Raw genomic sequence first — 23897 nt, forward strand, 5'->3', positions numbered from 1 at the left:
CATTTGCATAATAATTTTTTTACTGGTACTTTTTTCAATTGATTTGAGTGCCCAGCAAAATATAACCATGCATACTGGCAACGTTACAATGACCGGTTGTAATGGTAACTTTTTTGATGACGGAGGTAACTCGGGGAATTACTCTAATAATGCTAACGATACATTAACGATTTGTCCGGGGCCTAACACCGGCCTTCCTCAAATATCTTTTTCAAGCTTTAATCTTGGAGCTGGAGATATTATGGAAGTTTATCAAGGGACTAATTATACACCTCAAACTTTAATTGGGACATTTGATCAAACAACTAATAATCCTGGGGTTATTCAGGGCAATACTAATGTTAGTCAAAATGGATGTTTGACTTTTGTATTCATCTCAAACAATTCAACCACTGATCAGGGATGGAGTGCCGAGATTGGATGTTATTATCCTTGCCAGGTAGTCGATCCATTTATATCGACTATTAATCCAGATTCAACTGACGGGTTTCTTGATTTATGCCAAAATGATACCGTTTCTTTCTATGCAGGAATTAACTTCCCTGAAAACGATACTTTCTATCATCAAAGTGCAAATACAACTACATTTTACTGGTATATTGATACTGTTGCAAATGTTGTTGATTCGGGACAGTTTGTTCAAATACCTTTTGATAGTGCTAGAGGTCAAATTTTAGGGCTTTACGCAGTTGATTCTAATGGATGTAGCTCAATTTATGATAATGAATTACCAGTTCGTGTTTCAACAACTCCGCATTTTGACAGCGCTGGAGCTTCAACTGATACTGTTTGTTTTGGGGAAACATTTGATCTTGAAGGTAATGTAGAGCCGGTTGAATGGTCAAATGCCACTCCAACAAATATTGCTGGAGTTACTTATTTGCCTGATGGTAGTGGTGTATCATATAGTTCAACACTGACATTTAATGATTTTGCTCCAGGTGCAACAGTAAATAATGTGAATGATATTATAGATGCTTGGTTAGATATTGAGCATTCATATTTGGGAGACCTTGAGATAGAGATTATTTGTCCTAATAATCAGAGTACTGTGTTAAAACAGAATCCGGGAGGAGGAGGAACATGGTTAGGTGAACCCTGTGATAATAATTCAACCTTGACTCCAGGGAATGGCTATGTCTACAGTTTTCCAACTACTACGCCAACTTTTGGAGTAATGAATACAGCAGCTACTGTACCTGCAAATGATGCATGTAATAACAGCCCAGGGAATACCTTACCTGCAGGATCATACACATCTGACCAACCTCTTTCTAATTTAGTTGGATGCCCTCTCAATGGGACATGGGAGCTAAAGATAACGGATAATATACTTATAGATAACGGCTTTATTTTTGCTTGGGGAATTAATTTTCAGAGCTATCTTTATCCATCAAATATTTTGACTTATAAGCCTGGTATTGATAGTCTTGGCTGGATTGTAGATTCCAATTATAATGATGTGCTTTCTTCAACCACAATGGGGGATACAATGACTGTTGAACCAACTGTTTTTGATACTACTCTTGAGTACACTTTATTTTACAGAGATAGTTTTGATTGTACTTATGATACTACGATTTCCGTATTTGTTCGTCCTCCCTGGGAACCTGTGTGCTGTGAAGCTGTACCACCAAATATGACGAGTTATCCTGTTGGATGTCCGGGGGATAGTACGGGTTATGCAGTAGCAAGTCCTGTAGATTCATTGGGGCCAGCTCCATGGTGGTATACCTGGACTGATCAAAATGGCGATACAATAGCACAAGTAGATTCTGTGTTTACAGCTGATACGCTTTTCAACTTACCTTTAGGCCAGTACACAGTTGAGGTTCGAGACAGTATTGGGTGCTTTGCTTACAATAATGTTCAGGTGAATGAAGTTCCGCCAATGCAATTATCGATTAGTGATATTGAAGCTATTTCGTGTGCAGGTAACTTTTGTGATGGATCAGCTACGGTGAATATTAATTCTGGCGGTACTAGTCCTTACTCATTTCTTTGGTCGAATGGTGACACTAATCAGATCCCAAATTCATTGTGTTCTGACACAAACACTGTGTTCGTAACTGATGCAAGAGGTTGTATGGATACAATTGGCACGAATATTCCATCCCCTGATTCCATTGATGTAGTGGCTTCCGGTTCTGACACAATTTGTATTTCGAACTCTACTCCAATATCGGCTCAGGCAACCGGAGGGAATGGAGACTATGTTTACAATTGGACAAACACAGGAAATGGTTCACCATTAAATGTTTCACCAATAGTTACAACTACTTATGAGGTTGTGGCGACAGACTCGAATAATTGCCCATCAGCAGTTGATTCTGTAACGATTTATGTTCGCGACTCTATTAGGGTTAATCTTGATTCACCAGATACAATTTGCCCCGGAGATACGGCTCTGATTCTTGCAAATACAACAGGCGGAGATGGTAATTTTACTTATAACTGGAAAAACGGTTGGGGATCTGACAGTTTAGGCGCAGCTCCATTGCAACAGCCTGGTTATGTAGATGTAGCGATAAATGATGGTTGCGGATCGCCAACACGTGTAGATTCTGCATTTATTCAGGTTGGAGGTTACGACCAGTTGAAAATTGCAACAAATGGAGATGATACTATTTGCCTTGGTGAAAGTGCTGTACTCAGTGCTCAGGGACGCGGTGGAGATGAAGAATTCACCTACGTTTGGGATAATGGTTTGGACACAGGCAAAGTACATGCTATTGTTCCGCAAACAACAACGACTTACAATGTTACAGTAAGTGATAATTGCTTGACTCCAACTAATACGGCTTCGATTACAATAACAGTTGGAAATCAAAAAGACTTTGATTTACTGGTTGATCAGCCTAAGGATTGTAAACCGGGTGAGTTCAAATTTGCTTTTGATACGATCAGGCCTGATTTTAATTATGAAATCAACTTTGGTGATGGTTACAGACCGGTTTTTGAAGATTCAATAGGTCACACATTCCCAGGTATTGGTTGTTATGATATCAAAGCCAAAATTTACACTGATCTGGGTTGTCTTACACAAAAGACATTCCCGTGCTTAGTTGAGGTTCTTGAAACACCAATCGCAGATTTTTCATTTAATCCGTTAAATCCAACCATTTTAGATGGGCAGGTTGAGTTTATCAATGAATCGGCTTATGCAGATTACTACAAATGGTTTATCGATGATTCACTTTCTAGTCAGAACCTTGAGTTTGCGCACTTGTTTGCAGACTCGGGAAAATACGCTGTTAAGTTGATCGCAGAAAATGAAAACGGTTGTGTTGACTCAACTCTTAAAGATGTGTTCATCGATTATAAATCTGCTATTTGGATACCAAATGCTTTTACACCAAATGGTGATGGTGTTAATGATACATTCCTTCCTAAAGGTGACGGATTAACTAAGAAGAATTACTCACTTTTCATTTATAACCGTTGGGGAAATGTAATGTGGAGCACCAATAATCCTAAACAGGGCTGGAACGGAATTGGTCCTGAAGGTCTTCCAGCTGAAAACGGAAGTTATGTTTATGATATTTCATACATGCTTGAAGGAGGTAGAGAAATACACGAAAGAGGAGAGTTTAAATTGATCAGATAAGTTTATTCATCATATATTCATTAGAAAAACCATTGCATATTTGCGATGGTTTTTCGTTTTTAAAAGCTAAAATTACTACGATTTGAATTGGTTTAAACAGTTTGCAAAGGGCTTTAGCGCAAATTTTAAAGCCATGAGTTTTATTAAAGATCACAATATGTGGGGATTTTTCATTTTCCCAATTGTGATCAATATTGGTCTGTTTTACCTGGGCTTTTCAGTAACAAGCGGATTGAGCGATTCCATTTTTGATTGGCTCAAAGATTTTTTAGGAATTAGCTCTTGGGAATTTGATGGAGCTGATACACTTTCTTCTGTCATTTGGTTCTTGATATGGATTGTATTGAAAATCCTCTTCTTCTTTTTATATGCCTATCTGGGTGGATATATTGTTCTTATTTTAATGTCACCTATTCTTGCATGGGTGAGTGAGCGAACAGAAAAGCTTGCTACCGGCCGAGATTATCCCTTTAGCTTGAAACGGTTTATTACAGATGTAATTCGAGGTATCTTTATTGGTGTGAGGAGTTTCGTACTCGAAGTGATTATTACGCTGGCTATCGTGATAATTGGCTTTATTCCAATCCTTGGCTTTTTGAGTCCCATCTTACTTTTTGCCGTGTCGGCTTACTTTTACGGTTTTTCATTCATCGACTATTCCAGCGAGCGAAAAGGGCTTAAGATGAAAGAATCGATGAGTTATGTGTCGAGGCGAAAGGGATTAGCGGTTGGAACTGCTATGCCTTTTTCAGCACTTTTACTGATTCCGTATATAGGTCAAATGTTAGCCGGGTTTACTGCTGTCATCGGGACTGTGGGAGCTACTTTGGCCGTTTTAGAGGTTGATGGTCAAAGCCAAACTGAAATCACTTCACACGCTTGAGCTCGATGTTTTCAGATACGGTTGTGAGGTAATTGTTCAGTACTTTCAATCCCTCAGGCATTTCAATCATGCCAACGATTTTTTTCTTCTCACCACGGTAGTTGATCACGGTTGTTACAGTTGGAAGATCAGTGACTTTAGGCTCTACGTAGGCAGAGTCCATTTCCATAATCTTATTGCTATCGATGAGGTTGCCGATTTCCTCTAATGTGGACTTGCGAACTTTCCCTTCAAATACACCTTCGTACTCAACATATTTTCTCCCGATGTATTTGACACTTCCATCGTAGTTGATGCTCATCTTAAAGATCGGGCAAGTACCAAAGCAGCCAGATTTCTCGATGGACACAAAAAGCTGCTCACCATCCATCTCACTGATTACATCCTTTGCAGTCGGTTTGGTTTGGCTCTGACCGTTGTTGTTCTCTGTTGATTTTTCACTGTTCTTGCAGCCGATAATGCTCAGTGAAATGGCTAAAAGTGTGATAAGAGTAAAGCGCATATTATTTATTTCTTCTCATTTTGCGATTTGAGGCTTGCTGTTGTTGATCCTGCATATCCTGTAATCGCTGTTGAAATTTACTCTTTTTCTTTGGCTTTTTCTTGTTCTCTTCAATTTTCGCCCTGATTTTGTCTTCATTGATGAAGAACTTGCGAATTACAAACTGTTGACCTAGTGTGGTCATGTTAGCCGTGAAGTAGTACAAACTGAGACCAGCACTGTAATTATTGAACCAGAAGAGAAGCATTACAGGCATGAAGTAAATCATGATGGCCTGAATTTGCTTGGCTTGAGCATTTCCGCCTCCCATTGATGCTGATTGCATGTTGTATTTTGAAGTGAGGAACATTGAAATGGCCATGAGAATTGTCAGTCCACTCACGTGATCTCCGTAGAGTGGAATGTCAAATGGCAAATCAAATAGCACATCGTAAGAAGAAAGGTCATCAGCCCAGAGGAAACTTTTTTGGCGAAGTTCAATTGAGGCAGGGAAGAAGCGGAACATCGCGATCAAAATTGGAAGCTGAATAAGCATCGGGATGCAACCGGCAAAAGGATTGACGCCTGTTTTTTGGTACAGGGCCATCGTCTCCTGTTGCTTCTTCATTTGATCTTTTTCACCGTACTTCTTATTGATCTCTTCAATTTCGGGTTTTATAGCACGCTGCTTGGCACTTGATAAGTAGGTTTTGTAAGTAATGGGGAAGAGGAGTGTTTTGATAAACAAGGTGAGAATCAAAATCACTAACCCGATGTGTATATTAAAAGATGAAAGGAAGTTGAAAGTTGGGATGATCAATATTTGGTTCATCCAGCGGAAAAGTGCCCACCCTAACTCAACCTGATCTTCCAGGTCTAAATCGTATTTCTTGAGGATACTGTACTTGGTTGGACCCAAATACATTTTGAAATTTCCGTTATTGCCGGCCGGTATTGTAAATGTGGCTGACATATCCTTCGTAAACTCATCGCTTTTAGCTGTATTGTACGCTAAATTTGAGTTTGTGGCTTTGAATTTATCTTCAGCTATGAGGGTTGTGGAGAAAAACTGCTGCTTGAAGGAGATCCATTTGAGGTCTTCTTCAGGCGATTCGCTGTCTTCGTCACCCATGGTGGTCAAATTATCTACATCATCACCGTAAAGCTTGTAGTAGATAGTCGTGTATTGACGTTCATTATCAACGGCTTTTTCAGATTTTGGAGCGAGTTGATTCCAGTTGACAAGTAGATCATTCGTAGCGATGTTTTGGCGATTCATGCTGAATTCAAGCATGTTATCGTTAGCTCCTAAAGTGTAGTTGATGGTCAGAGCCGCTCCTGTGGCATCCTTCATACTAAATACCAACTGAGAGTCGCTCGGTTGCTCAACATCAAAAAAGAGCTCAGTAGAATTGATCTTTCTGTTTTGATGGTCAAATTGGAGGTTGAGTGTATTGTGATTCTCAGTAAAGAGCATTAGGGGAAGCGAATCATAAGTCGTGTAGTTTTTCAACTGCGCTTCAACCGGTACAGCTCCTTTGTTGGAGAATTTGACAATTACTCGTTCGTTTTCAAGCGTAAAGTATTCTTTTTCACCAGATCCAAAAGGAGCGAGGCTTCCGTATTTTTGCTCGTTGAGAACACTTACAACTGAGTCATTATTCGCTTTTTGGATGGTGTCCTGTACCTGAGCTGATTGTCCAGCCTTCGGTTCTGACTGTGAAGCTTCCTGCTTTGCTTTTTGATCAACCCTTTCCTTTGCTTCAACGGCTTCAATAGAATCCTGCTTCTTGCGCATAGCTTCCATTTCAGCATCAGATGGTTGCATCCAAAATTGCCATCCCAGTAGAATAGCACCTATAACGAGTAATCCAATAACAGCATTTCTGTCCATAGTCAAGATAAATTGGCTGCAAATGTACTATTTAACAGCAGCCTTAGAAGTTTTTTTGTTTTTCAATTCTTTTACCGCTGCATTAACGAACTTCACGAAGAGTGGATGCGGGTTGGCAACGGTACTTTTGTATTCTGGATGAAACTGAACGCCAACGAACCACGGGTGATCATTCAGCTCTACAATTTCAACCAATTCAGATTCAGGATTAGTACCGGTTGCAATCATTCCTGCATTTTCAAATTGCTCCAGGTATTCGTTGTTAAATTCAAAACGGTGACGGTGTCTCTCCTGTATTTGGTCAGATCCGTAAACATCAGCAGCTAACGAGCCGGGTTTTATGTTACATGGATAAGAGCCTAAACGCATCGTACCACCTTTGTCAGATACATTTTTCTGCTCTTCCATCAGGTCGATTACCTTGTTTTTGGCAGATGACTTTAGCTCAGCAGAGTGACAATCTTCAAGGTTCAAAATATTTCGGCCAAATTCAATTACCGCGCATTGCATTCCGAGGCAAATACCCAGGAATGGGATTTTGTTTTCCCTTGCAAATTTTACTGCATTCAATTTTCCTTCTATTCCGCGCTCGCCAAAACCGGGAGCTACAAGGATAGCATCCATTTCACCCAGTTTTTCCTGAACGTTGTCCTTTTCAATTGACTCTGAATGTACCCACTGCAAGTCAATGGCTGTTTCGTTTTGAGCTCCGGCATGGATAAAGGCTTCAGCAATTGACTTGTAAGAATCTTTTAGCTCAACATATTTACCCACCAAAGCAATTTTCAATTCATGCCTGGGCATTTTGACTTTACGTAAAAACTCTTTCCACTTAGTGAGTTTCGGTTCAGCCTCAACCGGAAGTTCAAATCGTTGAAGAACCACTTCATCCAGGCGCTCTTGCTGCATCAGGATCGGAACATCGTAAATCGTTTCAGCATCAATTGACTCGATGACTGCATTTTGCCTGATGTTACAGAACAGCGCTAATTTTTTTCTGATGTCGTTTGTCAAATGATACTCAGTTCTACACACAAGGACATCTGGCTGGATACCTGCGCTCAATAATTCTTTCACACTGTGTTGAGTGGGTTTTGTCTTGAGTTCTCCTGCAGCACGTAAGTAAGGCACTAAAGTGAGGTGAATAACCATCGAGTTCTTTTCGAGCTCCCAACGCAATTGACGAACAGCCTCTATGTAAGGTAGTGACTCAATATCGCCAACAGTTCCGCCAATTTCCGTTATAACAACATCGTAATTCCCTGTATTCCCCAGAATTTTTATTCTGCGCTTAATTTCATTCGTGATGTGTGGTACAACCTGAACAGTTTTGCCGAGATAATCACCTCTTCGCTCTTTGTCGATAACGGCAGAGTAAATTCTACCGGTTGTTACATTGTTTGATTGAGAAGTAGGGCGATTGAGAAAACGCTCGTAGTGACCGAGGTCGAGATCCGTTTCAGCGCCATCATCAGTTACGTAACATTCACCGTGTTCATACGGGTTTAATGTACCCGGATCAACATTGATATAAGGATCAAATTTTTGAATGGTTACGTTGTAGCCCCTTGCCTGGAGTAGCTTGGCAAGAGATGCTGAGATTATTCCTTTTCCTAAGGAGGAAGTTACACCACCGGTAACAAAAATGTATTTACAGGGAGCCGCCATCTTACTGGTATCAATTAAAGATTAACGGGAGACAAAGGTAATATTAATTGTTCCTCTGGCGGACTTTCTATCCTTTAAATAAAAGCTATTTTTTTAGAATGAGAGCGTCAACCCGGCACTTGGCATAATTGGGAGCTGATCAACTCGTTCGTATTCAATTCTATCAAAGTAGAAAATGTTGTCTCGGTTATAGGCATTGGTAACACCAACATTGGCTTCCAATACAGTGTTAACCGATAGCGCGAATGTTCGTTTAACATTCAGGTCGAGGCGGTGATAGGATGGTAATCGTCCTTCGTTGATTGTTGCGTATTCAATTCCGCGGTCACCATTTGCTTCTGTATAATCAGTTCCAATGCCATCGCTAAAGTCAAACTTCTCGTAAAAACCCTGAGTTTGTGTGAAAGGGAATCCTGAACCGAAGTTCCAGCGAGCACTAACTTCCCATTGCAAATCTTCTCCAAATGTGTAATTGGTAACGAAGTTTACGTTGTGTCTGCGGTCAAAAACTGGATTGTAAGTTCTCACTCCATCCCAGCGATCAACATAAGTTAAACTGTAAACAGCCCACAGGTAAAATTGCTTGTAGTCCCATTTTAAGTTGAAATCGACACCATAAGCCTGGCCGTCTTCAATAATAAAGTCTTTCGTGAGGCGATCAGGTTGATCGGGTTGATCTTCGTTAAAAATTCGGTAACGGTTGAGTGTAGTTAGCTGTGGGAAATACTTGTAATAACCCTCAAGGTTAACGGTAAGGCTGTTGGTCAGATCCACTTCAGCTCCCACGATTGCGTGATAAGCACGTTGTAATTTTGAATCTACTGTACGAGTTCCGCCATCGCGAGTAGTGAAATTGTCTTGTAGGTTTTCAGGAGCAGAAAGGAATCCGTTAAAGAGGTTCACGACATCGCGGTTACTCTGTGCCGATATCAGGTTCTGACTGTAAAGACCACCGGCAGCTTTTAATCGGAAGTTATCTGTGGCGTTGTATTTCAAACCGAGTCTCGGTTCAGGAGAAAGCTCGTTGAGTGCTGCGTAATACTGAAGTCTAATACTAGGATCCACAACGAATTTCCCACGCTTGAACTTATACTTGAAATAACCCGCGAGTTGAGTTGTGTTTTGGTTCTGAGAGATAAGTCTGTCAAGCGTGTTGCGGTAGCTGAATTCTGTTGAGAATCCCTGAATTTGAACACCGTACTCGATAGCATCTTCACCCATGAAATAATTGAAATCGAGCGACATGTTAAATCCGTTGATTCCTGAAGTTCTAATTCTGCCAGCTTCCTGCTGCTCGATAAGGTAATTAGAGAAGTTGAAAGCACCTTCAATCAAAACAGGGGAACTACCGGGAACGAGCACGAAATTAGCTCCGGCACCATACGAGTTCCAGTCTAGCTTTGAAGTTGAGTAGTCAACTTTATCAGTGAAATTAAATCCAAAAGCACTGAATTTACTACCTGTTTTACCATTGAATGAGATCTTCCCAAAAAGATCAGTAAACGAATACGGCAAGCCCTCTTCGTTTTCGATGTATGGATAAAAGAGGTCGTCTGTTCTATCGAGGTAAGATGATTTGGCAGACAGGATAAAAGAAGCAGAGTTGTCACCAGGTTCATCTGGTTTGTTGAGCGGACCTTCTAAAATTGCTTTACCACCAAATGTGTTGATTCCTACTTTTCCTGCAAGGTGCTGATTGTTTCCGTCTCGGGTTGTAATGTCCATTATAGAGGAAATTCGGGTTCCGTATTCAGCACCAAATCCGCCTGTGTAGATGTCAGCGTTTTTCATGATGTCGGTTTCAAAAACGGAGAACAATCCAATGGAGTGGAACGGATTGTAAATAACCATTCCATCGAGAAGCACTTTGTTTTGAATGGGAGAACCACCTCTAATGTAAAGTTGTCCACCCTGATCTCCAGTGAAAACTACACCGGGGAGTACCTGTAAATATTGAGCTAAATCTGCATCACCACCAATTGAGGGGATTGACTTGATCTCTTTAGGAGTCACTTTTTGGACAGACATCTTAACTTCTGTCTTTCGTTCCTGCTTCTCAGCCGAAACTTCAAAGCTTTTCAAAGTCACACCCTTCTTCGATAGAAAGAGTTTTTGGTTGGTGATATCGCCTTTTTCAATTGTTACCTGAGCGCGGGCAGTATCAAAACCCATTGATGTAGCGAGGACAGTATAAGTCCCGGGTTTTATCTTGGTAATCGAGTAGTAACCATTGATATCCGTTGTAGTTCCTATTTGCGTGCCTTTGAGAAAGACATTCGTGAAGATTGCCGGTTCGCCAGATTCCTTTTCGTAAACAAATCCTCTAAGCGTTCCCTGTGCCAGGCTGAGGGTACTCACACAGAATAACAATACAATGGTTAACAAGATATTTCGCATGCTCAAAATTTTAAGAAAGGTGACAAATGTAATTGAACTTGCCCCAGCATTCAAGAATTTTTTGGAATCTACCTGAAATACTAAATAATCAATGCATAAGACGGTGAACGAATTCTTTTATGAGCTCGCCCTCAGGAATGTTTCCTGCATTTACTCCTTTATACCTCGCATCGTATTCGCGAATGAGTGAAATGTTTTCCTGTACTTTTTTTCCGCTGTAGTTTTTAGCAGCAATTAAATAATCATCCACAAAAAATGGATTCACTTTTAACTTTGAAGCTAAATGTCGCTTGTCTTTGTTCTTTTCAAAAAAGATGCACATCACTTTTGAGAAGTAACTGCTCAGTATTGAAAGCGTCATCACGAATGGATGATCTTTCGTGTTTTGAGAGAAATAGCGAGCAATTTGTGTCGCTTTGAAAACATCCTTTGCTCCAATGGCCTTCTGTAGCTCAAAGTTGTTGAAGTCCTTACTGATCCCAACATTTTTTTCAATGTCGTTTTCGTCAATTGTAGCACCAGGGTCAATATTCAACTTTAATTTATCCAGCTCATTGGCGATTTTCCCCAGGTTATTCCCCAAAAACTCCCCCATCAAGATTGAAGCCTTGGGTGTTATTTGATAGTCAGAACTCTTTAGATAGTTCTGAATCCAGTCTGGGATCTGATTATCGTAAACGATTTTCGACTCAAAGACAACTCCACTTTTCGCAATGTTTTTGGCAAACTTCTTACGGCCGTCTACCTTTTTGTATTTGTGAGCAATGACCAAAATAGTAGTTGAAGTAGGGTTGAGAGCATAATTCTCGAGTTTGTCGAGCTGTCTCAAATTTTGCGCTTCACGAACGATTACAACCTGTCGTTCAGCCATCATGGGGAAGCGTTTTGCCGCTTCGATGATTTGATCAACATCAGTATCCCTGCCGTACAGAATGGTTTGGTTGAATTCTTTTTCATCTTCAGAAAGTGCATGCTCTTCCACGGCATGGGTGATTTCATCGATGAAGAATGGTTCTTCACCGTGAAGAAGATAAACAGGCTTGAACTTTTGTTGCCTTATGTCAACTATTAATTGCTTGTAATTCATGATCAATCAAATCGTAGGTGACGAACAGATTTACGATTATCTTTAATTTCCATCAATGACTCAATCCCAATGCGGATGTGTTTTTCCACAAAGTTTCCGGTTACTTTTTTATCGCTGGCAATCGTCTTTACTCCTTCAGGAATCATCGGCTGGTCAGATACGAGGAGTAGAGCACCGGTTGGAATTTTATTGAAAAATCCAACACTGAAAATCGTTGCTGTTTCCATGTCTATAGCCATTGCACGCAATTCACGCAAATAATCTTTAAATTTTTCATCGTGCTCCCAAACTCTGCGGTTTGTTGTGTAAACAGTTCCCGTCCAGTAATCGAGTCCAAATTCGCGAACGGTATGGGAAACAGCTCGCTGTAGAGTAAAGGCCGGTAGTGAAGGAACTTCAGGCGGAAAGTAATCATTTGAAGTACCTTCTCCGCGAATGGCAGCAATCGGCAAGATAATATCACCGATTTTATTCTTCTTTTTGAGTCCGCCACATTTCCCCAAAAACAAAACAGCTTTAGGTGAAATAATACTCAACAAATCCATGATTGTTGCCGCATTTGCACTGCCCATGCTAAAATTGATCATCGTAACACCATTGTGAGTAGCATTAGGCATTGCTTTATTTTTACCTTTGATCTCAGCTCCGGTAATTTCAGCAAATATCTCAACGTAATTATTAAAATTTGTGAGCAATATATATTGTCCAAAATCATTTAACTCCGTACCAGTGTAGCGCGGAAGCCAATTTTTGGTAATTTCATCTTTTGTAAGCATAGTGAATCAGTTTTATGCAAAAATTAAACTTTCCCAAATATGAATTTTCTATTCGGAGTGTAGCAAAGAAAACGCAAATTTTCGATCAAACACGAAAGCGGTACTATGTTTTAACACCCGAGGAGTGGGTAAGGCAACATCTGGTTGAATTTTTAGTTCACGAACGCAACTTTCCAAGAAGTTTGCTCGAAATTGAAAAGTCACTCACCCTTAATAAAATGCACAAAAGAGCAGATTTACTTGTACGCGATAAAAGCGGAAATCCTATTTTGCTGGCTGAATGCAAGGCGTCTGATGTCAAGGTGACTCAAAAAACATTCGATCAGGCTGGTCGTTATAATATGGTGTTTCGGGTTCCATACTTGCTAATCACAAACGGAGTACAACACTTTTGCGCGCAAATTGATTTTAACCGAAATTCGTATAAATTTTTGAGAGAGATACCATCGTATGAAGAGCTTTAAACTCATTTTATTTTTCCTCGCTTTTGCCGGTTTAGCTTACGGTCAGAACCAGCAGGCTGGTAAGGCGATTGTCAAAATAAAGCCGCAACATCTGGCTTCTTGTGGATCTGACCATATAGAGATAGAAGCCTTGCAACAATACTTTCAAAATCAGGGGATTTCAATTATCCAAAAATTCCCCAATGCAAAGGCGCCTGTAGCTCGATCGTTTGATGGAGCAGGAGTGGAGATAAGAACCATTTATGAACTCACTTTTAATCAGAGCCAGAATATTCAAAAGATAGTCAATCGGCTAAAAAGATTTGAGCAGATTGAATACGCTGAGCCTAAATTCATCGATAATGTTGTTTTTCAGCCTAACGACACGCGATACGCTGATCAACAGCCAGATTTAGAATTGCTTAATGCTCCGCAAGCCTGGGATATTATCCAGGGAAATCCGAATGCTGTTGTAGCGATCGTAGATAACGGAACAGATCTCGATCATCCAGATTTGGTGAGTCAGCTTTACCAGAATTCTGCAGAGCAACTTGACGGATCTGACAGTGATAACAATGGTTATGAAGATGACATAAACGGTTGGGATTTTGTCAATGAAAATGGAAACACTGAGGTAGCCGATGGCGATAACCACGGAATTCACGTTGCCGGTATAGCAGCAGCTTCAACTAACAATAACAGAGGTGTTGCTTCAACCGGATTTGATGTGACGTACATGCCTGTAAAAGTTGGCGAAGGAAGAACAATTAACTTCGGTTACGATGGAATAGTTTACGCGGCTGATAATGGAGCTCAGGTGATCAATTGCTCGTGGGGAGGTTCAAATTATTCTGATTATGCCAATGATATTGTCAATTACGCCACGATAAATCAAAATGCTTTAGTTGTTGCCGCTGCCGGGAATAATGGTGTTGACGAGCCGTTTTATCCGGCCGCTTATAAAAATGCAATGGCTGTGTCTTCAGTAAATTCTGCCGGAGAGCCATCGTTCTTTTCTAATTTCGGTTACTGGGTTGATATTGCAGCACCGGGTGAAAATATTTTGAGCACCGTTGAAGATGGAACTTACAACAACAATACTGGTACTTCAATGGCAGCTCCGGCTGTATCTGGAGCAGTGGCATTGTTGCTGGCTCAATATCCCAGTTTGACACCCAATCAAATTAGAGCTCATTTAAAAGCCACAGCATCATCTTTTTCACAACTCGACTCCTCAAACTCTCGGTTTGGTAAGTTTGGAGCCGGAATATTGGATATGGAGCAAATGCTTACGAGCAGCTTAACAACCCCATATTTTTCGATGGATAATGTTGTGGTGACAGACAGTGCTGATAACATTCTCGAAGTTGGCGACACAGTTTATGTTTACGCTTCATTGACGAATTATCTTGCACAGTCAAGCGATGTTTGGTTACACCTCAATACCGATTCAAATTTTATCGTTGTGGATGACTCGGCAGGTTTTGGTAGCTTTTCCGTTTCTGAAAATAAAAACAATCTCGATCAACCATTTAGGATTGTTGTAAATAGCCCTAATGAACTCGATATAAATTCGGTTTTACAGTTTGATTTGTATGAGGTTAACAGTACCAGTATTTTACAGACTTTCTACAAAGAAGTAATTCTCAATCCGGGTTTTATCAATGTTGATGACAATCGTATTTCTACAACAGCTACATCAATTGGCAGAGTTGGCTATTATGACAACAACAATACGCTCGGGTTGGGGCTTGAGTTAGAAGGAGGGCAGTCTATGCTTTTCGAAGCCGGTTTGATGGTAGGATCTGATCAAAGTGGCTCTCCAGTAGTAGTTGATGATATCCGTAACGATCAGAGCCGTGACCGCGACTTTTCGCCTCTAAACTCAATAACGCGCATCCCAAATCCGGGCTTTGCATTTCTGGGGCAGGGAAGCTTTACTGATACGATTCCAAATTTATTACGAAACGATAGCCTGGGCATTCTTGTCAACCAGCGTGTGATGGCTTACGATGAATTTGGCCAGGATCAATATGTATTGTTTGAATACAGAATAAGAAATGTGACGAATCAACTTCAAACGGGAGTTAGAATAGGATTCTTTACAGATTTTGATGTAGAAAACTTCAACCAAAACAAGGTTAATACTGATGAGGGAAGAAGAATTGTCCTTACAAAAGGAACCGGAGAAACCGATCCATTGGCAGCGATTCAGTTGATTGAAGGAAATGGTTTTAATGCTTACGCTGTGGATAATGTAAATGGAGGAGGTGGTGGAATTGATATTTCAGATAGTTTGCCTTCTTCAACTAAGTGGCAACTACTATCTGAGACGAGAAAAACAGCAGGCAACACCCGCGATGTTGGAAATGATGTAATTCAGGTGTTGAGCTCAGGGCCATATGATATAGCTCCAAATGATGAGGTTAAAGTTTGTTTTGCACTTTTTGCCGCTGAAACTGAGCGCGATTTGTATCGAATTGCTGACTCAGCTTATTTTCGATATAACGGTGTCTTTTTGAATGGAAGAGAAAAGATTTCTCAAAAAGATGAAATTCAGTTCTATCCAAATCCGGTTAAAAGCACAGTAAAGTTAGTTTGTGAAAGTTGCAAATCTGGCGGAACACTGAATGTGAAATCGATCACTGGTGAAACGGTTCTGACCAAAAAAGTAGTTGGAAATACACAGGAAATTGATTTGAGTGAATTGCCAACTGGAATCTACCTACTTGAAATTCAAAGTGGACAAAACCGATATGTAAAAAAATTACTCAAGCTTTAATTAGTGAATGAGTTGAACTTATATATTTGGCGACTTCGAAAAACAGAAATATGGAGTTAAAAGGAATTATCTCAATCTCGGGAAAATCGGGCCTTTTTAAAATGGTAGGCCAAACGAAAAGTGGAATTATTGTAGAATCACTTGAAGATGGCAAGCGTTTTCCTGCTTATGCTGCTCACAAAGTAAGCGCTTTGGAGGATATTAGCATTTACGGCTACAATGAAGATCGTCCACTTGCTGATATTTATGAAGCTATTTACAAACTTGAAGATGGCGGTAAATCAGTATCGGCAAATGCTTCAGCGCAGGACCAGCGCGATAAATTGCTCGAGGTATTTCCAGAGTACGATGAGGATCGTGTTTATTCATCTGACCTCAAAAAGTTATTCAAATGGTACAACGTGCTTGTTGACAATGGCTTTTTGAAAGAAGCAATTGAAAATGCTGATGATGATTCTAAAAAAGGTAAAAGTGACGAAGAAGAATAGATAACTTCTTCATCAAATATCGATAAACCTGTCTCGTGTTTCTTTTGAAGGCATTGGGCAGGTTTCTTTTTTACCAAAAATCTGATATCGATACCTGGCTATTAAATCGTAGCCTGCGTTTGTAACAGATTTTGGAAGAATGCTAAAGATGTTTACAAATGACCACGGTGCTTTCAGGTGTTGAGCAATCCTGAATGCAGCTTTTGATTTGACATCAACATTTTCATTATCGTAAAAAACGATGCTGTCAACAGATGAAGGGATTTTATTTTGCTTGATCAAATTCTTTGCAAATTCACTTTGAAGAGAAGCGAACTGCAAAACCGAACTTTTTTCATGCTTTAAAATAAACTGAACAGCTCCGTTACACAGGTTGCAAACGCCATCGTAGAACACAATTGGCTTATCAAATGAATTGCTTGAATGATTGCCCATTATTCGCAAAATAACAACAAGATTTGAAAATGATGAGCAGTATGTTAAAACTGCGTTGGGAATAAATCATTGAAATTCTATATTTGCGCACTTAATTGTAACGGAATACACCCTATAAGAATTTAATCACATGCAAAACAAAGGTGCACTTTGGACATTCACCATTTTACTGGTACTCGCCTGTATCTTTCAAATCTCATTCACATTTGTAACAAGTAGTGTTGAGTCTGATGCAAACGAGAGAGCAAAAGCAAAGGTAGACTCACTATTGGAGGTGAATCCAGAACTGTCGCTTTATCAGCAGGATTCGGCTCTTCAAAGTTATGAGTCAAAGATTTTGCTCGAAATGGGTAGTGAAGAAGTTTATCCGGTATTTGGATATACTTACAACTATTGCAAAAAGCGCGAAATTAATTTAGGTCTTGACCTCCAGGGCGGGATGCACGTAACACTCCAGGTATCAGTTCCTGATATGTTGAACTCGTTAGCTGGTGTTAATCGTCAGAACCCAACTTACCAGGAAGTATTGAGTAAAGCTCGCGATCTTCAAAAATCAAGTGATGCTGATTTTGTGACGTTGTTTAGAACAGCTCAACAAGATATTGCTCCTGATTTTAAACTCGCTTCTGTTTTTCACAACCTTGAAAACAAAGAGAAGATTCCGGCTGATGCTACAAACGAAGAAGTTTACACAATTATTCGTCAGGAATCTGAAGAAGCGATCAGGAGAACAGAGCAGGTTCTAAGAAAAAGGGTTGACAACCTCGGAGTTGTTCAACCAAACATTCAGCGTCTTTCAGGTACAGGGAGAATCATCGTTGAGCTTCCCGGTGTAAAGGATAAAGATCGCGTTCGTGATATTCTTCAGGGAACTGCGAAACTCGAGTTTTTCCATACTTACCAGAACTATGAAATCTATCCTTCTCTAGAGAGAGCTAATGCTATCTTGAAGGAGACTGAAAAGACATCATCTGATTCTGATAGCGAAGAGGCAACTGAAGCAACTCAATCTGATGACAGCGGTGAACAAATTGCTGATCTACTCGATGATTCAGGATCTGACCAGGAAGAAACTGCAGATGACTCTGCTGCTGTAGCGAATGATACAACTGCTGCTGATACCGGTTCTGAAGATATTGATGACTTACTCGCTGGTGAGGGAGATTCTGCTCTTGCAGATTCTACTCAAATGTCTGCTGAAGAATTTAGAAGAGAGAATCCATTCTTTGCTAAATTACAGCCGCTCCAGGAAGGTAGTCAGCCAACAGTTGGTTTAGCTGAAGCATCAGATACGGCTATCATCAATGACTGGTTGAACAGAAAGGATATTCGCAATCAAATGCCTCCAAGAGCTAAGTTCTTTTGGAGTGCAAAGCCATTGCAGGATAACGAAAACATTTACCGCCTCTATGCTGTAAAGGTTCCAAAAAGTGGTGAAGCTCCGCTTGAGGGAGATGATATTACAGATGCGAGAGTTGGAACTGACCCAATGGGTAACGCTACTGTTAACATGACAATGAACAGTACGGGTACTCAAACATGGAGAGAAATGACGCGTGAAGCATCATCAGATCCTAATGATCTCAAATCCATTGCTGTTGTACTCGATGGTCTTGTTTACAGTGCTCCACGTGTTCAGGGCGAAATTCCAAGTGGTCAAACAGAAATTACAGGTCGCTTCACTCAGCAAGAGGCAAGTGATTTAGCGGGTGTATTAAAAGCCGGTAAACTCCCTGCTCCGTCTGACATTATCGAAGAAGCAGTAGTTGGGCCAGAACTCGGTGAAGAATCAATCGAAAGTGGTTTGTCATCATTCCTAATCGCACTTGGTGTAGTGTTGATCTACATGATCTTCTATTATGCTCAGGCAGGAGTTGTTGCAAACGGAGCGCTTATTGCGAACCTCTTCTTTGTATTAGGTGTGCTCGCTTCATTGAGAGCGACATTGACACTACCTGGTATTGCCGGTATTGTATTGACTATCGGTATGTCAGTTGATGCTAACGTACTTATTTACGAACGAATCAGAGAAGAAATTAGAGCCGGAAAAGGACTCAAGCTCGCTGTAGCCGATGGTTACAAAAATGCTTACAGTTCAATCCTCGATGCCAACATTACAACTCTATTGACTGGTATTATCCTTGCTACATTCGGAACCGGACCAATTCAAGGTTTCGCAACAACATTGATTATTGGTATTTTGACTTCATTGTTCTCTGCAATCTTCATCACAAGATTGTTGTTTGAATGGAGACTTGGTCAAAAAGCGAAAATCTCATTTGGTACAAATGCTACCAATAACATCCTTCAAAATCCAAAATTTGAATTTGTTAAAGGGCGTAAGAAGTTCTACATCATTAGCGGTATTATCTTGCTTGTAGGTTTAGGATCTTTATTTACAAGAGGCCTTAACTCTGGTGTAGATTTCACCGGTGGTAGATCTTACATCGTTCGTTTTGACAAACCTGTTGAGGTTACTGAAATCTCTGAAGCGCTAGGTAAAAAGTTTGTTTCAGAAAATGGTACAGAACAACCACCTCAGGTTAAAACTTTTGGTTCTTCAAACCAGGTTAAGATTGTTACCAAGTACAAAATCGACAGTAAAGAAGATGGTGTTGATGGAAGAATAGAAGCAAAACTCTACGAAGGATTATTGCCTTTCTATCAAAATGAAATTTCTGAATCTGAGTTCATCACTGAGTTGACATCACAAAAAGTTGAGCCAACAATTGCTGATGATATCAAGCAGGCAGCTGTTTGGGCAATTTTGTTCTCGCTAGTTGTGATCTTCCTTTATATCCTCATCAGATTTAGAAAATGGCAGTACTCAGTTGGAGCATTGCTCGCCATGACACACGATGTGTTAATCGTACTTTCATTGTTCTCAATATTCTATGGGATATTGCCGTTCTCACTTGAAATCGATCAATCCTTTATAGCAGCTGTACTAACAGTTGTAGGTTACTCGATCAACGATACCGTGGTTGTATTTGACCGTATTCGTGAGTACATTGGTTTACACCCAAAACACGATCAGGAAAGAACAATCAATAGTGCATTGAATAGTACATTGAGTAGAACGATCAATACATCATTAACAACATTTGTTGTGTTGCTCGTGATATTCATCTTTGGTGGTGAAATGATTCGCGGATTCGTATTTGCGCTCATGGTTGGTGTTGTAGTAGGTACTTACTCTTCACTTGGAATTGCAACTCCACTTATGATGGATTTGAGCAAGAAGGTAAAAGGAAAAGTTTAATAAACGACTTTACTTCATTATAGAAGCCTCCTCATTTTTGAGGGGGCTTTTTCTTTATATTTGCGTCCTGAATTAAGAGGAGATCGGTTGATATGACATTGTTGTTTTTCGATTTAGGTGGAGGAGAAGTTTTCATGATCCTCTTTATCGTTTTACTCCTTTTTGGAGCTAAAAAAATTCCCGAGTTTGCTCGCGGTCTCGGGAAAGGAATCCGTTACATCAAAAACGCAACCGATGATATCCAGCGAGACATTCAAAACAACATGGGAGATGTCAAGAACGATTTGGATGTAAACCGAAAGCTCTACGCTGAAAAAAGAGACCAGGATCCACAAAATCAATCTCAAAGTCAGCCCCGTTCAAAGGAAAATGACGATTCTGCTGGATCTGACCGAAAGGAAGACGATCAAAAAACCGATCAAACGAAATCTGATTGATGGCTTACTTGTTCCTTATTTTGGGTATCGCCCTGTTGATTGCCGGAGGTGAAATCCTCGTAAAAGGTGCGGTCAATATAGCGATCAGAGCCAGAATTTCCACCCTCGTTGTAGGTATGACAATCGTGTCTTTTGGGACATCTGCTCCAGAACTTGTTGTGAGCCTTAAAGCTGCTTTGCAGGGGCATCCAGATATTTCAATTGGAAATGTTCTCGGTTCTAATGTGGCAAACCTCGCATTAGTGCTCGGGCTTACTGCACTTACTTCACCAATTAGAGTTGATCGAAACTCCATCAGGTTTGATTGGCCTATGATGCTTTTCGTAACTATTTTGCTCTATTTATTTATGCTCGATCTCGAGCTGGAACGCTGGGAGGGCATTGTAATGTTTGTAGCGCTTATTTTGTTTAGCTTATTCCTGGTTTTTGAATCGAGACGATACAATAGGAGATCAAGAGTAGAAGATGAAGTTGAGGATACAGCTACAAAAGGATCAGTTTGGCGCGATGTCTTATATATTGCACTTGGAGCCTTTGGCTTATCACTCGGTTCTGAATGGTTAGTCGATGGTGCTACTGAAGTGGCGAAAAATTTAGGAGTAAGTGATTTATTGATAAGCTCAACAATTGTAGCCTTTGGAACATCTACTCCAGAGTTGATAACTTCCATTACTGCAGCAGTTAGAAAGGAAACTGATATATCAATTGGGAATCTAATCGGTTCCAATATATTCAATATTGCTGCTATTCTTGGTATAACGGCTATTTCGATTCCAGTTTCAATTAATCAGGCTGTGCTTTCAATCGACTTTTGGTGGGTGGCAGCTATAACATTGCTGGTATTTCCATTTATGCTCAATAACCTTAAAATATCCAGGGTTGAAGGTGGAATTCTATTTATTTTCTATTTGGCTTATATTATTTCAGGGGTGTTGTTCGAAAAAGGTGTTTTTTAACAGTGCCGCCTAACAAAATAAAGGGGTGTTGATAAATATAATTGATTTTTCTATGATACACCCTCTTGGAAAGTCTACATTTGTATAAAAATTCATCAAATGTTACGACTTACAGCTCTAAAAGAAACTTTCAGAAGGCGTCCGGTAGAAGTTAACGCCCCTTCAACTAAAATTTCAGATTATTTTGGAGAGTTGGTTTTCAACAACGAAACCATGCGCCAGTACATGAGCAAAGAAGCTTTTGAAAGTGTAATGGATTCAGTAAACCGTGGTGTAAAGCTCAACCGAAAAATGGCAAACCAGGTAGCCTCAGCCATGAAAGCCTGGGCAATGTCAAAAGATGCTACCCACTATACGCACTGGTTTCAGCCATTAACTGGTAGAACTGCTGAGAAGCACGATGCTTTTTACACGCCTACTGAAGATGGACGTTCTTTCGAAACTTTTAATGGTGAGCAGCTTGTTCAACAAGAACCCGATGCATCTTCTTTTCCGAGCGGAGGAATTCGTAATACATTTGAAGCGAGAGGGTACACAGCCTGGGATCCGAGTTCTCCGGCCTTTATTATTGGTCAGACCCTCTGCATCCCCACAATTTTCGTTTCCTACACAGGTGAGTCACTCGACTACAAAGCACCTTTGATTAAATCGCTACAGGCAATTGATAAAGCTGCTACTGATGTGTGTCAGTATTTCGATAAAAACATTTCAAAAGTCACTGCTACACTGGGTTGGGAACAAGAGTATTTCCTTGTAGACTCAGCTTTGTTTACGGCACGACCAGATTTGGTTCTGACCGGTAGAACACTTTTCGGACATTCATCATCAAAAGGTCAGCAATTAGACGATCATTATTTTGGTAGTATTCCAGATCGTGTGACTGCTTTCATGCATGATTTTGAACAAGAGTCTTTGAGACTGGGAATTCCCGTTACAACACGTCACAATGAAGTAGCACCAAATCAGTTTGAATGTGCACCGGTTTTTGAGGAGTGTAATTTGGCAGTTGATCACAACCAGTTACTTATGGATGTGATGGAGAAAGTCGCACATCGACATAATTTTAGAGTGTTACTCCATGAAAAGCCATTTGCAGGAATGAATGGATCAGGTAAACACAACAACTGGTCATTAGGTACAAACTCATCAAAGCATAAGAATCTTTTAGCGCCTGGGAAAACACCAAAAGAGAACATTCGGTTTCTTACTTTTCTAGTAAATACCATTAAAGCTGTTCATGAAAATGCTGATTTGCTCAGAGCGACAATTGCATCTGCCGGCAATGACCACAGATTGGGCGCCAATGAAGCTCCACCGGCAATATTGTCGATTTTCATTGGTTCGCAGTTGACTAAGGTTCTAAATGATTTAGAGAAAAGCGTAACGGGTGAAGCACTCACACCTGATGAAAAAACAGAGTTGAAACTCAATATTGGCAAAATTCCGCAAATACTTTTAGATAATACTGATCGAAACAGAACTTCTCCATTTGCTTTTACTGGAAATAAGTTCGAGTTCAGAGCCGTTGGTTCAACAGCTAATTGCGCCAATCCGATGATTGCTTTAAATGCTGCCGTGGCAAAACAGCTTCAGGACTTTAAAGGTGAAGTAGATGGATTGATAGCTAAAGGTGTTAAAAAGGATGAAGCAATTCTGAATATTTTAAGAGATTATATCAAGGTTTCAAAACCTATTCTTTTTGAAGGTAATGGTTACAGTGATGAGTGGGTTGAAGAAGCTAAGAAAAGAGGGCTGAATAATGTAATTGGAACAGCTCATGCTCTCGATTTCCTTATCGAGGATAAGTATAAAGATCTTTATGAACGATTGAATATCATGAATCACCGCGAGGTTGATTCGAGATATGAGATCAACCTTGAGGAGTACAAGCTGAAAATTCAAATCGAATCGAGGGTAATGGCAGATATGGCACTCAATCACATGGTTCCTGTAGCTTTAAAGTATCAAAAAGGAATGGTTGATAGCGTAAAAGGCTTAAAAGATATTTTTGAGGCAGACTTCAAGAAACATGCGAGTGACCAAATTGCAATTATTGAAGAAATATCATCGAGGGTAAAAACTATAAGAAGTTTGGTTTATGAAATGATCGATGAGCGGAAAGTGGCTAACAAACTCAATACGCCAAAAGAACAGGCTGTAGCTTATGGTGATAAGGTAAGGCCTTATTTTGACAAGATACGCTATGAGGTTGATAAGCTCGAATTAATTATTGATAATAACGATTGGCCATGGCCTAAATACAGAGAGTTATTATTCACACGATAAATAGGATTTTTTATA

General features: G+C 40.1%; 16 protein-coding genes. 9 read left to right on the forward strand and 7 right to left on the reverse strand.

The genetic code is table 11. From position 1 onward, the window contains the following. Positions 1 to 67 precede the first annotated feature (67 nt). Positions 68 to 3607 carry a T9SS type B sorting domain-containing protein gene (locus F3059_RS12110; RefSeq protein ID WP_170265172.1) on the forward strand — a complete coding sequence of 1180 codons (3540 nt, stop codon included), beginning with the start codon at positions 68 to 70 and terminating at the stop codon, positions 3605 to 3607. A gap of 133 nt (positions 3608 to 3740) precedes the next feature. Continuing rightward, positions 3741 to 4490: an EI24 domain-containing protein gene (locus tag F3059_RS12115; RefSeq protein WP_151169638.1), complete on the forward strand. Its 750-nt coding sequence runs from the start codon at positions 3741 to 3743 to the stop codon at positions 4488 to 4490. Here the strand turns inward: F3059_RS12115 and F3059_RS12120 are convergent. From F3059_RS12120 to F3059_RS12145, 6 genes are all read right to left on the reverse strand, one after another. Then, on the reverse strand, positions 4474 to 4992 hold the full coding sequence (locus F3059_RS12120; protein ID WP_151169640.1) for a DUF6438 domain-containing protein: 519 nt from the start codon (positions 4990 to 4992) through the stop codon (positions 4474 to 4476). The genes F3059_RS12115 and F3059_RS12120 overlap by 17 nt on opposite strands. A 1-nt stretch (position 4993) precedes the next feature. After that, entirely contained in the window at positions 4994 to 6865 is a 1872-nt protein-coding gene (yidC, locus tag F3059_RS12125; RefSeq protein WP_151169642.1) for a membrane protein insertase YidC, read from the reverse strand. A 27-nt stretch (positions 6866 to 6892) separates the two neighbouring features. Beyond that, a complete protein-coding gene (locus tag F3059_RS12130; protein ID WP_151169644.1) occupies positions 6893 to 8533 on the reverse strand; it encodes a CTP synthase in 1641 nt (546 codons plus the stop codon). A gap of 93 nt (positions 8534 to 8626) precedes the next feature. Further along, complete coding sequence (locus F3059_RS12135) at positions 8627 to 10930, reverse strand: TonB-dependent receptor (protein ID WP_151169646.1); 2304 nt, start codon at positions 10928 to 10930, stop codon at positions 8627 to 8629. Between the two features lie 88 nt (positions 10931 to 11018). Continuing rightward, on the reverse strand, positions 11019 to 12017 hold the full coding sequence (gene holA / locus F3059_RS12140) for a DNA polymerase III subunit delta (RefSeq protein WP_317132369.1): 999 nt from the start codon (positions 12015 to 12017) through the stop codon (positions 11019 to 11021). A 2-nt stretch (positions 12018 to 12019) separates the two neighbouring features. After that, on the reverse strand, positions 12020 to 12793 hold the full coding sequence (locus F3059_RS12145) for an AMP nucleosidase (protein WP_151169648.1): 774 nt from the start codon (positions 12791 to 12793) through the stop codon (positions 12020 to 12022). A gap of 14 nt (positions 12794 to 12807) precedes the next feature. Here F3059_RS12145 and F3059_RS12150 point away from each other — a divergent pair, with 14 nt between their 5' ends. The 3 genes from F3059_RS12150 to F3059_RS12160 are packed head-to-tail and all read left to right on the forward strand — an operon-like array spanning position 12808 to position 16506. Continuing rightward, positions 12808 to 13257: a type I restriction enzyme HsdR N-terminal domain-containing protein gene (locus F3059_RS12150; protein ID WP_151169650.1), complete on the forward strand. Its 450-nt coding sequence runs from the start codon at positions 12808 to 12810 to the stop codon at positions 13255 to 13257. Further along, positions 13244 to 16018 carry a S8/S53 family peptidase gene (locus tag F3059_RS12155; RefSeq protein ID WP_151169652.1) on the forward strand — a complete coding sequence of 925 codons (2775 nt, stop codon included), beginning with the start codon at positions 13244 to 13246 and terminating at the stop codon, positions 16016 to 16018. The genes F3059_RS12150 and F3059_RS12155 overlap by 14 nt, the downstream gene beginning before the upstream one ends. A 50-nt stretch (positions 16019 to 16068) precedes the next feature. After that, positions 16069 to 16506 (forward strand): DUF5606 family protein, encoded by a 438-nt coding sequence (locus tag F3059_RS12160; RefSeq protein WP_151169654.1) that lies wholly within the window; start codon positions 16069 to 16071, stop codon positions 16504 to 16506. A gap of 12 nt (positions 16507 to 16518) precedes the next feature. On the opposite strand, the gene F3059_RS12165 is transcribed toward F3059_RS12160, so the two are convergent. Then, positions 16519 to 16941 carry a thiol-disulfide oxidoreductase DCC family protein gene (locus F3059_RS12165; RefSeq protein WP_151169656.1) on the reverse strand — a complete coding sequence of 141 codons (423 nt, stop codon included), beginning with the start codon at positions 16939 to 16941 and terminating at the stop codon, positions 16519 to 16521. 130 nt (positions 16942 to 17071) lie between these two features. Between F3059_RS12165 and secDF the strand changes: the two genes are divergently transcribed. From secDF to F3059_RS12185, 4 genes are all read left to right on the forward strand, one after another. Continuing rightward, entirely contained in the window at positions 17072 to 20203 is a 3132-nt protein-coding gene (secDF, locus tag F3059_RS12170; RefSeq protein WP_151169658.1) for a protein translocase subunit SecDF, read from the forward strand. Positions 20204 to 20295: 92 nt separating this feature from the next. After that, positions 20296 to 20640 (forward strand): Sec-independent protein translocase subunit TatA/TatB, encoded by a 345-nt coding sequence (locus F3059_RS12175; RefSeq protein ID WP_151169660.1) that lies wholly within the window; start codon positions 20296 to 20298, stop codon positions 20638 to 20640. Beyond that, positions 20640 to 21596, forward strand: coding sequence for a calcium/sodium antiporter (locus tag F3059_RS12180; RefSeq protein ID WP_151169662.1), 957 nt, complete (start codon positions 20640 to 20642; stop codon positions 21594 to 21596). The genes F3059_RS12175 and F3059_RS12180 overlap by 1 nt, the downstream gene beginning before the upstream one ends. A gap of 99 nt (positions 21597 to 21695) precedes the next feature. After that, a complete protein-coding gene (locus F3059_RS12185) occupies positions 21696 to 23882 on the forward strand; it encodes a glutamine synthetase III family protein (RefSeq protein ID WP_151169664.1) in 2187 nt (728 codons plus the stop codon). The last annotated feature ends 15 nt before the right edge of the window (positions 23883 to 23897 follow it).

The sequence above is a fragment of the Salibacter halophilus genome (genome assembly GCF_008806325.1).
Classification (GTDB): Bacteria; Bacteroidota; Bacteroidia; order Flavobacteriales_G; family Salibacteraceae; genus Salibacter; species Salibacter halophilus.